The sequence below is a fragment of the Pseudomonas neuropathica genome (assembly GCF_051174785.1).
Lineage (GTDB): Bacteria > Pseudomonadota > Gammaproteobacteria > Pseudomonadales > Pseudomonadaceae > Aquipseudomonas > Aquipseudomonas neuropathica_A.
Genome location: NZ_CP195111.1, coordinates 3,357,435 through 3,369,989 on the forward strand (window position 1 = coordinate 3,357,435; position 12,555 = coordinate 3,369,989).

General features: G+C 56.6%; 10 protein-coding genes. 3 read left to right on the plus strand and 7 right to left on the minus strand.

The genetic code is table 11. The annotated features are described in order from the left end of the window. Nucleotide 1 precedes the first annotated feature (1 nt). The 5 genes from ACRRSD_RS15340 to mnmG form a co-directional block, all read right to left on the minus strand. A complete protein-coding gene (locus tag ACRRSD_RS15340) occupies nucleotides 2-409 on the minus strand; it encodes a F0F1 ATP synthase subunit I (RefSeq protein ID WP_003229783.1) in 408 nt (135 codons plus the stop codon). Nucleotides 410-557: 148 nt separating this feature from the next. Next, entirely contained in the window at nucleotides 558-1,430 is an 873-nt protein-coding gene (locus ACRRSD_RS15345) for a ParB/RepB/Spo0J family partition protein (protein ID WP_034152184.1), read from the minus strand. Nucleotides 1,431-1,439: 9 nt separating this feature from the next. After that, nucleotides 1,440-2,237 carry a ParA family protein gene (locus ACRRSD_RS15350; protein ID WP_007911909.1) on the minus strand — a complete coding sequence of 266 codons (798 nt, stop codon included), beginning with the start codon at nucleotides 2,235-2,237 and terminating at the stop codon, nucleotides 1,440-1,442. An 18-nt stretch (nucleotides 2,238-2,255) separates the two neighbouring features. After that, entirely contained in the window at nucleotides 2,256-2,900 is a 645-nt protein-coding gene (gene rsmG / locus ACRRSD_RS15355) for a 16S rRNA (guanine(527)-N(7))-methyltransferase RsmG (protein ID WP_435034179.1), read from the minus strand. Further along, the gene (gene mnmG / locus ACRRSD_RS15360) at nucleotides 2,897-4,795 is read right to left on the minus strand and encodes a tRNA uridine-5-carboxymethylaminomethyl(34) synthesis enzyme MnmG (RefSeq protein ID WP_016984066.1); all 1,899 of its coding nucleotides are present in this window, start codon (nucleotides 4,793-4,795) and stop codon (nucleotides 2,897-2,899) included. The genes rsmG and mnmG overlap by 4 nt, the downstream gene beginning before the upstream one ends. A gap of 572 nt (nucleotides 4,796-5,367) precedes the next feature. Here mnmG and ACRRSD_RS15365 point away from each other — a divergent pair. The 3 genes from ACRRSD_RS15365 (at nucleotide 5,368) to ACRRSD_RS15375 (ending at nucleotide 9,376) form a co-directional block, all read left to right on the plus strand. Continuing rightward, the gene (locus tag ACRRSD_RS15365; RefSeq protein ID WP_435034180.1) at nucleotides 5,368-5,874 is read left to right on the plus strand and encodes a sigma-70 family RNA polymerase sigma factor; all 507 of its coding nucleotides are present in this window, start codon (nucleotides 5,368-5,370) and stop codon (nucleotides 5,872-5,874) included. Next, nucleotides 5,874-6,821 carry a FecR domain-containing protein gene (locus ACRRSD_RS15370; protein WP_435034181.1) on the plus strand — a complete coding sequence of 316 codons (948 nt, stop codon included), beginning with the start codon at nucleotides 5,874-5,876 and terminating at the stop codon, nucleotides 6,819-6,821. The genes ACRRSD_RS15365 and ACRRSD_RS15370 overlap by 1 nt, the downstream gene beginning before the upstream one ends. 119 nt (nucleotides 6,822-6,940) lie before the next feature. Continuing rightward, the gene (locus ACRRSD_RS15375) at nucleotides 6,941-9,376 is read left to right on the plus strand and encodes a TonB-dependent siderophore receptor (RefSeq protein ID WP_435034182.1); all 2,436 of its coding nucleotides are present in this window, start codon (nucleotides 6,941-6,943) and stop codon (nucleotides 9,374-9,376) included. 43 nt (nucleotides 9,377-9,419) lie between these two features. Here the strand turns inward: ACRRSD_RS15375 and mnmE are convergent, their stop codons facing one another. Then, nucleotides 9,420-10,790: a tRNA uridine-5-carboxymethylaminomethyl(34) synthesis GTPase MnmE gene (gene mnmE / locus ACRRSD_RS15380; RefSeq protein WP_435034183.1), complete on the minus strand. Its 1,371-nt coding sequence runs from the start codon at nucleotides 10,788-10,790 to the stop codon at nucleotides 9,420-9,422. 81 nt (nucleotides 10,791-10,871) lie between these two features. Continuing rightward, on the minus strand, nucleotides 10,872-12,554 hold the full coding sequence (gene yidC, locus ACRRSD_RS15385) for a membrane protein insertase YidC (protein WP_435034184.1): 1,683 nt from the start codon (nucleotides 12,552-12,554) through the stop codon (nucleotides 10,872-10,874). Nucleotide 12,555: the final 1 nt, after the last annotated feature.

The following is a 12,555-nucleotide window of genomic DNA, read 5'->3' on the forward strand; positions in this document are numbered from 1 at the left end:
CCTAAGGTCTCGAAAGTCTTGTTCTCATCAGCAGGGGAGCGAACCAGCTGACCGACTGAGTCAGCACGAACGCGCCGAATACAGCTATCGGCGCCAGTGGCTTCACACCTGCAAACACCAGTGCAAAGAGCACTGCCGTCAAAATCAGTTTGCCTGCCTCGCCGGCATAAAAAGACCGGACGATGGACTGGGCTGCTCGGGCGCCGGAAAACCGAAATGCCTTGTGAGCGAAATAAACATTGGGCAGCAAGGCTATCAGGCCTCCGCAAAGTCCCGAGTATCCGGCAACGACTCCATGCCATTGCCAGAGCGCCAAAGCGGCAATGAGCAAAATGACAAATTGAGCCATTAACACCGGAAAAACCGCCAGGCGATGGAACGGCAGGCGGTTTGGCTTGCGGGTTTCCATCACTATTGCTCTCCAATGGTCGGCTGCCAGAATTCAATAACTTGGCATAATTTGTGCCGACAAAATGCGCGCAGAGTATAGGGGCGGTTCTGCCCCTATTCAACTGTCAGGTAGTGATTTCCGACTGCGCGCTACATGAGGAAATGTTTCAGCGGATGTGTGCGAGCACACCTTGAAGCTCATCGAGGGAGTTGTAACCGATCACCAACTGACCCTTTCCCTTCTTGCCGTGGCGAATCTGCACCGCAGAGCCTAGGCGCTCGGCCAGACGCTGTTCGAGGCGAGCGATATCCGGGTCGGGTTTGGTCGCTTCCACAGGCTCAGGTTTGCCACTCAACCACTGACGAACCAGTGCCTCGGTTTGGCGCACGGTGAGACCGCGTGCGACAACATGTCGCGCCCCCTCAACCTGTTGATTGTCCGGCAGACCGAGCAATGCACGGGCATGACCCATTTCCAGGTCGCCGTGGGACAGCATGGTCTTGATGACTTCTGGCAGCGCAATAAGCCGCAACAGGTTAGCCACAGTGACGCGGGACTTACCCACAGCCTCGGCAACTTGTTGCTGAGTGAGCTGGAATTCCTGCTGCAAACGCTGCAGGGCCACCGCTTCTTCGATCGGGTTGAGATCTTCGCGCTGGATGTTCTCGATCAGCGCAATGGCGATTGCGGTTTCATCCGGCACATCGCGGACCATCGCCGGGATGGTTTCCTGCCCGGCTTGCTGACTTGCGCGCCAGCGACGTTCACCGGCGATGATCTCGAAGCGGCCACCGCCAATCGGGCGCACCACGATCGGCTGCATCACGCCTTGCGCTTTGATCGACGCTGCCAGTTCTTCCAGCGCCTGCGGATCCATGTCGCGGCGCGGCTGGTATTTGCCGCGCTGCAGCAGATCCAGTGGCAAGTGCTGCAGTTCGCGGGTGTCAGCTTGCGCCGCTTGTTCTTCCAGCGCGCTGACGGTCGGACCACTCAGCAGTGCATCCAGTCCACGTCCGAGACCTCGTTTCTTGACGGCCATGGGGATTCCTTAAGTTGCCTGAGCGGCGGCGATGCGTGAGTTTTTGCGCTGACGACGAACCATCTCGCCGGCCAGGGCCAGATAAGCCAGGGCGCCGCGCGATTGCTTGTCGTAGGCCAGCGCCGGCATGCCGTAGCTCGGCGCTTCGGCCAGACGGATGTTGCGCGGGATCACCGTGTCGTAGAGCTGCTCGCCGAAGTGTTCCTTGAGCTGCGCCGAAACGTCATTCATCAGGCTCAAGCGCGGGTCATACATGGTCCGCAGCAGGCCTTCGACTTTCAGGTTCGGATTGAGGAGTTCGGCGATGCGCTTGATGTTATCCACAAGGTCGCTGAGACCTTCGAGCGCAAAGTACTCGCACTGCATGGGGATGATGACCCCGTCAGCAGCAACCAGTGCGTTCAGCGTGAGCATCGACAGCGACGGCGGGCAGTCGATCAGAATGTAATCGTAGTTTTCGCGGATCGGCGCCAGCGCGCTGCGCAGACGGCTTTCCTTCATCTGCATTTCCAGCAGAACCACTTCGGCCGCCGTCAAATCGCGGTTGGCCGGCAGCAGTTGATAACCGCCGTGCTCGGAATAGTGCATGGCCTGGGCCAGATCGCATTCGCCGATCAGCAGGTCATAGACCGAATTTTCCAGGCCGTGTTTATCCACACCGCTACCCATGGTGGCGTTGCCCTGTGGATCGAGATCGATCAACAGCACCCGGCGTTTGGTCGCGACCAGGGATGCTGCGAGGTTGATGCAGGTGGTGGTCTTGCCCACACCACCCTTCTGGTTCGCTATCGCGAATACCTTAGCCATTCTTGCTTGTGTTCCCAATCATGCCGTGCGGCGCAGTATCAGCAGATGGCGTTGGCCTTGGCAACCGGGTACGGCCAGGGCGTGTTCGCTATCGAGTTTGAAGTCTGCCGGCAATGCTACCAGCTCATCGGCCGGATGAACGCCCTTCATTGCCAGCCAGCGTGTATCGGCGTCGCCTAAGTGACGAGTCCAGTTGGTGAAGTTTTCCATGCTGCTGAACGCCCGGGAAATGATCCCGTTGAACGGTTGAGCAGGCTGGAAGGCTTCGACACGACTGTGGATAACTTGCAGGTTATCCAGTTTGAGTTCGAGTTTTACCTGGGTCAGGAAGCGGGTTTTCTTGCCGTTGCTGTCCAGACAGGTCACTTGCGAGTCTGGATACAGAATCGCCAACGGGATTCCCGGCATGCCGCCGCCGCTGCCAACGTCGAGCCAGCGACCGTTTTCGATGCACGACATGACGCTGAGACTATCGAGCAAGTGCCGCGAGACCATTTCGTCCGGATCACGCACGGCGGTCAGGTTGTAGGCCTGGTTCCATTTGATCAACAGGGCCAGATAACCCAGCAGCAATTCGTGCTGGGCTTCAGTGAGATTGACACCGAGCTCGCGGGCTCCTGTGGATAACTCTTCGGCGTGTTGCGAAGTGACCTTAGAACTCAAGCGCTTTGCTCCAACTGACGGCCCGCGCCGCGTTTTTTCAAATGAATCATCAACAGCGAAATCGCTGCCGGGGTCACACCCGGGATCCGCGAAGCCTGACCGAGCGTCTCTGGACGCGTGGCACCGAGCTTGCTCTGGATTTCCTTGGAGAGACCGGAAATGTTGGTGTAATCGATATCCACAGGCAATTTCGTGTCTTCACTGGCGCGCAGACGGGCGATTTCGTCCTGTTGACGGTCGATGTAACCGGCGTATTTGGTCTTGATTTCAACCTGCTCGGCGACCTGTGGATCTTCGGCGCCGTTGCCGGTCACTTCGACCAGACCAGCGTAGTCGATTTCCGGACGACTCAAGAGGTTGAGCAAGTTGTACTCGTGGGTCAGCGGCGTGCCGAATTTTTCCGCGATCGCATCACCCTGCTGCGTATTCGGGCGAACCCAAGTGCTCTTCAAGCGCTGTTCTTCCAGCTCGATGCTTTCGCGCTTCTTGCAGAAGGCTGCCCAACGCGCGTCATCGACCAGACCGAGCTCGCGACCTTTTTCGGTCAACCGCAGGTCGGCGTTGTCCTCGCGAAGGATCAGGCGGTATTCGGCACGGGAAGTGAACATGCGGTACGGCTCTTGGGTACCGAGGGTGATCAGGTCGTCGACCAACACACCGATGTACGCTTCATCGCGACGTGGACACCAGGCTTCTTTGCCCTTGGCGCGCAGTGCCGCGTTGGCGCCAGCGAGCAAACCTTGGGCGCCAGCTTCTTCGTAACCGGTGGTGCCGTTGATTTGTCCGGCAAAGAACAGACCGCCGATGACTTTGGTCTCGAGGCTGTATTTCAAATCACGGGGATCGAAGTAGTCGTACTCGATCGCATAGCCTGGACGCACGATGTGCGCGTTTTCCATGCCGCGAATCGATTGCACGATCTGCAATTGCACGTCGAACGGCAAGCTTGTGGATATCCCGTTCGGATACAGCTCATGGGTGGTCAAACCTTCCGGTTCGATAAACACCTGATGGCTTTCCTTGTCGGCAAAGCGATGGATCTTGTCTTCGATCGACGGGCAATAGCGCGGGCCGATGCCCTCAATTTCACCGGCAGCGGAATACATCGGCGAACGATCGAGGTTCGCCGCGATGATTTCGTGGGTGCGGGCGTTCGTGTGAGTAATCCAGCAGCTGACCTGACGTGGATGCTGTTCTTTGTTGCCCATGAACGACATCACCGGGATCGGCGTATCGCCGGGTTGCTCGGTCATTACCGAGAAATCCACAGACTTGCCGTCGATACGTGGCGGTGTGCCGGTTTTCAGGCGACCGACACGCAGTGGCAGTTCACGCAGACGATGAGCCAGGGCAATTGACGGCGGATCACCGGCACGACCGCCGGAAAAATTCTGCAAACCGATGTGGATAAGTCCGCCGAGGAACGTACCAGTGGTCAGCACCACGGAATCGGCGAAGAAGCGCAGACCCATTTGCGTGACAACACCGCGGACTTGTTCCTGCTCGACGATCAGGTCATCAGCGGCTTGTTGAAATATCCACAGGTTCGGTTGGTTTTCCAGAATTTCGCGGACAGCGGCTTTGTAAAGAATACGGTCGGCCTGGGCGCGAGTTGCACGCACCGCCGGGCCTTTACGGCTGTTCAACACACGAAACTGGATGCCACCCAAATCGGTAGCGGTGGCCATCGCGCCGCCGAGGGCATCGATTTCCTTGACCAGATGGCTTTTGCCAATGCCACCGATGGCCGGGTTGCAACTCATGGCACCGAGGGTTTCCACGTTATGCGTCAGCAACAGGGTTTTTGCCCCCATACGTGCTGAGGCCAGTGCTGCCTCGGTACCGGCATGACCGCCGCCGATGACGATCACTTCAAAACGGGAAGGGAAATCCACCACGCACCTCGTGCCTGCTTAAGTAGGTAATTCAGGATTAGTTTGAGATCAGGTTTCTGGACCTGGTCGACAAGTATAGGGACTTCGCCCTTCCTAAAGAACCCTTTGCACAAAATTTAACCAGCTGTGGAGAACTCGAGGTTAAAAGAATAAAAAAGAGAGAAATTTATAAAACCTTTGTTTTTATGTTTATTCTTACTGAGCCACCTTTCTGTGGATAGATTGCTGCAGGCCTTTATATCCGATATGTACAGAGATTTAAAACCCTGTGCTCATGTGCCAATGAGGCCCTTGGATAACCGCTTTAAGCCTGTGGATGAAAGGGATGGTTATCCACAGATGGGGTTATGTCCAGTTTTGAAGCCCTGTTATCAACCGACCTCAATGGCAGTTATTCACAGGGCTTAATCCACGGAAAATTAACCAAACGGCTTTTTCAGGACGCAAAAAACACCGCCATCGAAAGATCGGTGACGGTCAGAAGGCCGATAGTGGGATGTGAAAGGGCTATTGTGAGAGAACGTAACAGAGGCTAATAATAGCCATTATCATTAACTCGCCAATCTTTCCCCATGTCCCTACCCGCCCATCACGCTGCGATCGAGCAAATCTACGAGCAACACCATTCGTGGCTATATGGATGGCTCAAGGGCAAATTGCATGACGCCTGCGATGCTGCCGATGTCGCACATGACACCTTCGTGCGGATCCTCGCGGCGCGGAATGCCGTGCATATTCGCGAGCCGCGGGATTATCTGGCTACCATTGCACGCGGCCTCGTCATTGATCGTTATAGAAGACAGGCCATCGAAGTCGCCTACTTGCAGACCTTGGCTGCTCGACCAGAAGCGACCGCCATCAGCGAAGAAGACAAGGCGCTGATCATCGAAACCCTGGTCGCTGTGGATAAAGCCCTGGCCGGCCTGGGCGCGCGAACCCGGCAGATCTTCATGCTCTCGCAGATTGACGGCCTGACTTATCAACAGATCGCCGTGCAATTGAAGGTTTCCCTGACCACAGTAAAGAAGCACATGATCCGCGCTTTGACGGAATGTGCCCTGATCATGGCGCAGCGCTGATGGCCATCGCCCCCAATCGCAAAGTGTTCGAAGCCGCTGCCGGTTGGTATGTGCAGTTTCAGGCCGATCCGCCGACGCTCGCCGAACAAAAAGCCTGGCAACTGTGGATAGATAGCGATCCAGCGCACTTGGCGGCGTGGAACCAGATGGAACAATTGCAGCGTCACCTCGGCACTTTGCCGAAGGATTTGAAACGTCGCGCGCTGAATCCAGGCCAGCAACGGCGTCAGGTGCTGAAGCTGTTGCTGCTCGTGACCGGGACGGGGTTCCTGGGCTGGAATGCTCAGCAACATACATCCCTTGGCAATGTCTGGGCCGACTACAAAACCGGCGTTGGCCAGCGTCGTAGCCTTTTATTGGCTGATGGCAGCCAGATCCAGCTCAACACCGATACCGCCATTGATCTGTCCTTCGATGCGGCGCAGCGCCTGATTCGCCTGCGCTCAGGTGAGATCCTCATTCAAACCGGCAAGCTTGGCGATCAGCGACCCTTTTTTGTCGAAACCCGCGATGGCCGGATTCAAGCGTTGGGTACGCGTTTTTCTGTGCATCAGCTGTCAGGCTCAACGCGGGTCGGCGTGCTGGAAGATCGGGTCAGCGTGCAACCCGCTGATCCATCAACGGCCGCGATGATTTTGAAAGCAGGCGAAGGTGCTGACTTTGATAGTCGGCATATCGGACGCCTTCATCCCTATAAATCCTCGGCAGTGGCGTGGACCAACGGCCAGCTGATTGTCCTCGATGCACGGTTGGGCGAGGTGATCGAAGAGCTGGGGCGTTATCGCAGCGGTGTTCTGCACTGCGATAGCCGCGCCCGGGAGCTGCGGGTATCCGGCACCTTTCGGCTCGATTCCACCGATGCCGTGCTGGCCAATCTCCAGGCCTCGTTACCGATCAACGTCCGCTACTTCACCCGTTACTGGGTCTCGATCAGCCACAACCTCTGATCGAAAATCACCTGGGGAAAAATAAATCGAAAACAGGGTTATCTTTTTTTGCCCTGACCCGGCCCTACAGGTAATCGCGATAAACGCGGCTCTTCGCCACCTTCAGGGCTTATCCACACATGCGTCTTCCCACGTTCCGTAAGCGTTTTTCCCACCACTGCATTGCCTACAGCCTACTGATGACTAGTGTCGCGTCCTGCCTGGTAATGACCAACAACGCCTTCGCGGCGATGGCCGCCCAGCGTTACACCATTGCTGCCGGCCCACTGGATAATGCGTTGAGCCAGTTCGCCTCTGCTTCGAACGTGATTCTGTCGTTCTCGCCGCAGCAGACCAGCCGCTTAAGCAGTGCCGGACTGAACGGCAACTTCACCGTTGACCAGGGATTCGCCCAACTGCTGCAAGGCTCGGGTTTACAAGCGATACCACAGGCGCCTGGCAGCTACATTCTGCAGGCGCTGCCCAATGGTGACTCGCTGGAACTGGCCCCGACCAACATCAACGGGCAATTGGCTAACCCAATGAACCTGGATTACGCCGCCGACGTTGGCTACAAGGCGCAAAGCAGCCGGATTGGTACGAAAACCAGCACGCCGTTGTCGGAAACGCCGCGCTCGGTGTCAGTCGTAACCGCGCAACGCATGAAAGATCAGAAATCTCAGACGCTCACCGAAGTACTTGGCTACGTCCCGGGGATCTTTGCCCCACCGTTTGCCGCCGGTGACAGTCTGGCCGGGGATCTGTTTTTCATTCGCGGTTTCAACGCGACCGATTATGGCTACGGTCTGCTGCGCGATGGACTGCGTGTACAAGGCAACCGCTATGACACCAGTACCGAACCTTATGGACTTGAGCGGGTGGAAATTTTCCGTGGCCCGTCCTCGCTGCTGTATGGGGAAAACGCGCCGGGGGGCCTGGTCAACCTGGTCAGCAAACGGCCAACCGCTGCACCGCAAGGCGAAGTGCAACTGGGTTATGGCTCGAACAATCGTCGGCAGATCGGCGTTGATGTGTCGGGGCCACTCAACGACAGCGGCAACATTCTCGGGCGCGTTGTCATGCTCGGGCGCAAGTCGGACACCCAGACCGATCACGTCCCGGATGACCGCATTTACATCGCGCCTTCGCTAACTCTGAATTTCGATGACTTCAATACCCTGACCCTGCTGGCCAACTACCAGAAGGATCACACCAACATGGAACTTGGCCTGCCGGCCGCCGGGACATTGCTGACCAACCCCAATGGCAAGTTATCCAAAGGCACCATGCTCGGCGACCCGGACTGGAACACCTTCGAACGGGAAACCTGGAGCAGTGGTTATGAGTTCAGCCACTCCTTCAACGACGACTGGCAGTTCCGGCAGAACTCGCGCTACATGCAGTCGCGCATCACCCGCCACGAAACCTGGCCGGGCAACCTCAACAACGCCGGTTTTGGCACGCGCCTGAACATGACTGCGTACGATCGCTTCAACAAGTCGATGGTGTACTCGCTGGATAACCAGCTGGAAGGCAAATTCCAGCTCGGTGAGCTGGAAAACACCGTGCTGTTCGGCGCCAGTTACGATCGCACTTCGTTCAATCAGGACTGGAATGCCGGCATCGTCGGGCCGATTGATATCTACAACCCGGTTTACCTACGCGATCCCACTACCCCGATCGCGGTGCAAAACACGCTGCTCGAGCAACAGATGAAAGGTGTTTATGCACAGATCCAAAGCAAATATGACCATTGGTTGTTCTTGCTCGGTGGGCGCCAGGACTGGGTCGACAGTGATTTCCGCGACAAGGTCGCCCAGTCGAGCAACATCAGCTCCGAGGACAAGAAATTCACTTATCAAGGCGGGGTGATGTACCAGTTCGACAACGGCATGACGCCGTATCTCAGCTATTCCACCTCGTTCGTACCGGTGCAGCAGATCTCCAATGCCGGCGCACCGCTCGACCCGATCACCAGCAGCCAATACGAAGTAGGCCTGAAATACGAACCAATCGGCTGGGATACCGCGTTTACCGCGTCCGTGTACGACCTGCGCAAAAAGGACGATACCTACTTCGACTCAACGACAGCGACTTATCGTCAGGTCGGCGAAAGCCGTTCCAAAGGCGTGGAACTGGAACTGAACAGCAACCTGACACAAAACCTCAATGTCACGGCTGCATACACCTACACCGATGCGCGCATCACCAAGGATGCCGCGACTTCATTGGTCAAAGGCCATCAAATGACCGGCGTGCCACGTAATCAGGCTTCGGTCTGGACGAAATACCGATTCCTCGATGGTGACTTGAAAGGCCTGTACGTCGGCGGTGGTGTGCGTTACTTCGACAGTGCCTTCGCCTACACCTCCCCTTCTCTGTACGGCAAGCTCGATGCCGGCGATGTCACGTTGGTGGATGCGGCGATCGGTTATCAGATCGATACGTACTGGAGCGTCGACCTGAACGCGAAAAACCTGTTCGACAAGGAATATGTGTCGGGATGCAACGATGCCGGTCGCTGCTACTGGGGTGAAGACCGCACCTTACTCGGTACGGTGTCTTACAACTGGTAAAGCAAAAAAGGGGCTGTGGATAAATATTCCACAGCCCCTTTTTTTATTTGCCGATGCAGAAGCTGGAAAAGATCCTTCCCAGCAGGTCATCGGAGCTGAACGCCCCGGTGATTTCACCCAAAGAATGCTGGGCCTGACGCAAATCTTCGGCGAGCAATTCGCCGGCGCCGGCCAATGTAAGCTGCGCGCGGCCATGTTCCAATGCGGCGCTGGCGTGACGTAATGCCTCCAAATGGCGGCGACGTGCACTGAAGCTGCTTTCCGAAGTTTGCTCGTAACCCATGCAGGCTTTGAGATGGTCACGCAGCAAGTCCAGTCCTTCACCGGCCGACTTGGCGCTCAGACTGATCGTCACATGCCCGTCTTCACTGGTTTCAAGGGTAATTGCTTCGCCGGTCAGATCCGCCTTGTTGCGAATCAGGGTAACTTTCGCCGGATCCGGGCGGGTTTCGAGGAATTCTGGCCACAACGCAAACGGATCCAGTGCCTCCGGAGCGGTTGCATCGACCACCAGCAACACCCGATCAGCTTCACCAATAGCCTTCAATGCCCGTTCAACACCGATCTTTTCCACATGATCATCGGTATCACGCAGCCCTGCAGTATCGACAACATGCAGCGGCATACCGTCGATGTGGATATGTTCACGCAGGATATCCCGCGTGGTGCCGGCAATCTCCGTCACGATGGCAGCTTCGCGACCGGCCAAAGCATTCAACAGGCTGGACTTGCCGGCATTCGGACGACCGGCAATTACCACAGTCATGCCATCGCGCAGCAAAGCGCCTTGCCCGGCTTCACGCAGTACTGTGGATAACTCATCGCGCACTTTGTCGAGCATGCTCAACACATGGCCATCGGCGAGGAAGTCGATTTCTTCTTCCGGGAAGTCGATGGCGGCTTCGACGTAGATGCGCAGACCGATCAGTTGTTCGGTCAAGTTATGCACACGTTGGGAAAATGCCCCCTGCAATGAACGCAGGGCATTACGCGCAGCCTGTGCCGAACTGGCTTCGATCAAATCGGCAATCGCCTCGGCCTGGGCCAGGTCGAGTTTGTCATTGAGGAAGGCACGTTCACTGAATTCACCCGGACGGGCCAAACGGCAACCCACCTCCAGGCAACGCTTGAGCAACATATCAAGAACGATCGGGCCGCCGTGGCCCTGCAGTTCCAGCACGTCTTCGCCGGTGAACGAGTTCGGCCCCGGGAAATACAGGGCCAGGCCCTCGTCCAGTACTTGCTGGTCGTCACTGAAAAACGGCCCGTAATGGGCGTAACGCGGTTTCAGTTCGCGGCCGCTGATGGCTTTGGCTGCAACACTGGCCAGCGGCCCGGAAATACGGACGATGCCCACACCGCCGCGACCCTGAGCAGTGGCGACGGCGGCGATGGTTTCACGAGGTGTGCTCATAAACCGGAATCCAGACAAAAGTGGCAGATAGCAAAACGCCCCACTAGGGGGCGTTTTGAGTGGTGTTATCCACAGTGCAAGTTACGCCTCGGCTTTTTTCGTCGCCGCTTCGATCTTACGCGTGATGTACCACTGTTGTGCAATCGACAGGCAGTTGTTCACAACCCAGTACAGCACCAGACCTGCAGGGAACCACAGGAAGAAGAAGGTGAAGATGATTGGCATCATTTTCATGACCTTCGCCTGCATCGGATCCGGAGGAGTCGGGTTCAGCTGCTGCTGGATGAACATGGTTGCGCCCATGATGATCGGCAGAATGAAGAACGGATCCTTGATCGACAGGTCAGTGATCCACAGCATGAACGGCGCCTGGCGCATCTCCACGCTTTCCAGCAGAACCCAGTACAGCGAAAGGAAAACCGGCATCTGCACGAGGATCGGCAAGCAGCCGCCCAGCGGGTTGATCTTCTCTTTCTTGTACAGCTCCATCATGGCTTGCGACATTTTCTGCCGGTCATCGCCATGTTGCTCTTTCAGAGCAGCCAGTTTCGGCGCGACAGCACGCATGCGTGCCATCGATTTGTAGCTGGCAGCCGACAGAGGGAAGAAAATACCCTTGATCAGCATGGTCAGGAAGATAATCGACCAGCCCCAGTTACCGACAATGGCGTGGATGTGTTGCAGCAGCCAGAAGATTGGCTGGGCAATGAACCACAGAATGCCGTAGTCGACGGTCAGTTCCAGACCTGGGGACAACTCTTTCAATACAGCCTGGCTTTTCGGACCGGCGTACAAAACTGCGCTGGTTTCAACTTTGGCACCCGGAGCAGCGGTCAGTGTAGGACCGGTATAACCGATAATGTAGTTGCCTTTGCTGTCTTTACGGGTCTGGACGATGTTGTTTTCGCCCTTGGCCGGAATCCACGCAGTCACGAAGTAGTGTTGCAGCCAGGCTACCCAGCCACCGGTGACGGTTTCTTTCAGCTGTGCCTTGTCCATGTCCTTCATGGACACTTTCTTGTACGGCTCCGAACTTGTCCACAGGGCGGCGCCCAGGTAAGTCGCGGTGCCAGTAGCAGTAGTGGACGAAGGATCAGCGCTGTTGTCGCGTTTCAACTGAGCAAACATTGCGCCGTTCCAGGGCTGAGCGCTCTGGTTATCCACAATGTAGGAAACGGCTACGTCATACAGGCCGCGTTTCAGAGTGAAACGCTTGATGTAGTTGACGCCATCCTTGCTGAACTTCAGGTCGACGACCAGTTGGTCCTGACCGTCAACCAGTTGATAAGTCTTCTTCTCCGAAGAGTAGACCGGACGACCGGCCGGATTTGCATCCGGGCCATTGGTGCCGATCAGACCGCTTTGGGCCAGATAAACACGTTCGCCGCCGTTATCGAACAGCTGGAACGGAACATCAGGACGATCCTGACGACGTGGATACAAAGGCAAGTTCAGTTGAGCAACATCACCACCTTGTGGATCGATCGCGAGATCGAGCACATCGGTTTTGATCTGGATCAGATCCTTGCTGGCGGCTACCGGAGTTTCGGCAGGTGCACTGGTATCGCTAGCGGCGCGCGGAATATCGTCACTGGCGGCAGCATTATTGCCAGTAGTGGTGTCCGGCAAACCGGATGTAGTCGTACTGGAAGCAACATTCTGAGTCGGCAGGGCAGCCTGGCCATAGTCCTGGTTCCATTTAAGAACCATAACGTAGGACACGATTGCCAGGGCGACGATCAGGATCGTGCGTTTGATATCCATG

Excerpts from the sequence above, each read along its gene's own strand:
- ACRRSD_RS15350 (WP_007911909.1), bottom strand. The coding sequence starts at position 2,237 with ATGGCTAAGGTATTCGCGATAGCGAACCAGAAGGGTGGTGTGGGCAAG.
- yidC (WP_435034184.1), bottom strand. The coding sequence starts at position 12,554 with ATGGATATCAAACGCACGATCCTGATCGTCGCCCTGGCAATCGTGTCC.
- mnmE (WP_435034183.1), bottom strand. The coding sequence starts at position 10,790 with ATGAGCACACCTCGTGAAACCATCGCCGCCGTCGCCACTGCTCAGGGT.
- ACRRSD_RS15370 (WP_435034181.1), top strand. The coding sequence starts at position 5,874 with ATGGCCATCGCCCCCAATCGCAAAGTGTTCGAAGCCGCTGCCGGTTGG.
- ACRRSD_RS15365 (WP_435034180.1), top strand. The coding sequence starts at position 5,368 with ATGTCCCTACCCGCCCATCACGCTGCGATCGAGCAAATCTACGAGCAA.
- ACRRSD_RS15340 (WP_003229783.1), bottom strand. The coding sequence starts at position 409 with ATGGAAACCCGCAAGCCAAACCGCCTGCCGTTCCATCGCCTGGCGGTT.
- ACRRSD_RS15345 (WP_034152184.1), bottom strand. The coding sequence starts at position 1,430 with ATGGCCGTCAAGAAACGAGGTCTCGGACGTGGACTGGATGCACTGCTG.
- ACRRSD_RS15375 (WP_435034182.1), top strand. The coding sequence starts at position 6,941 with ATGCGTCTTCCCACGTTCCGTAAGCGTTTTTCCCACCACTGCATTGCC.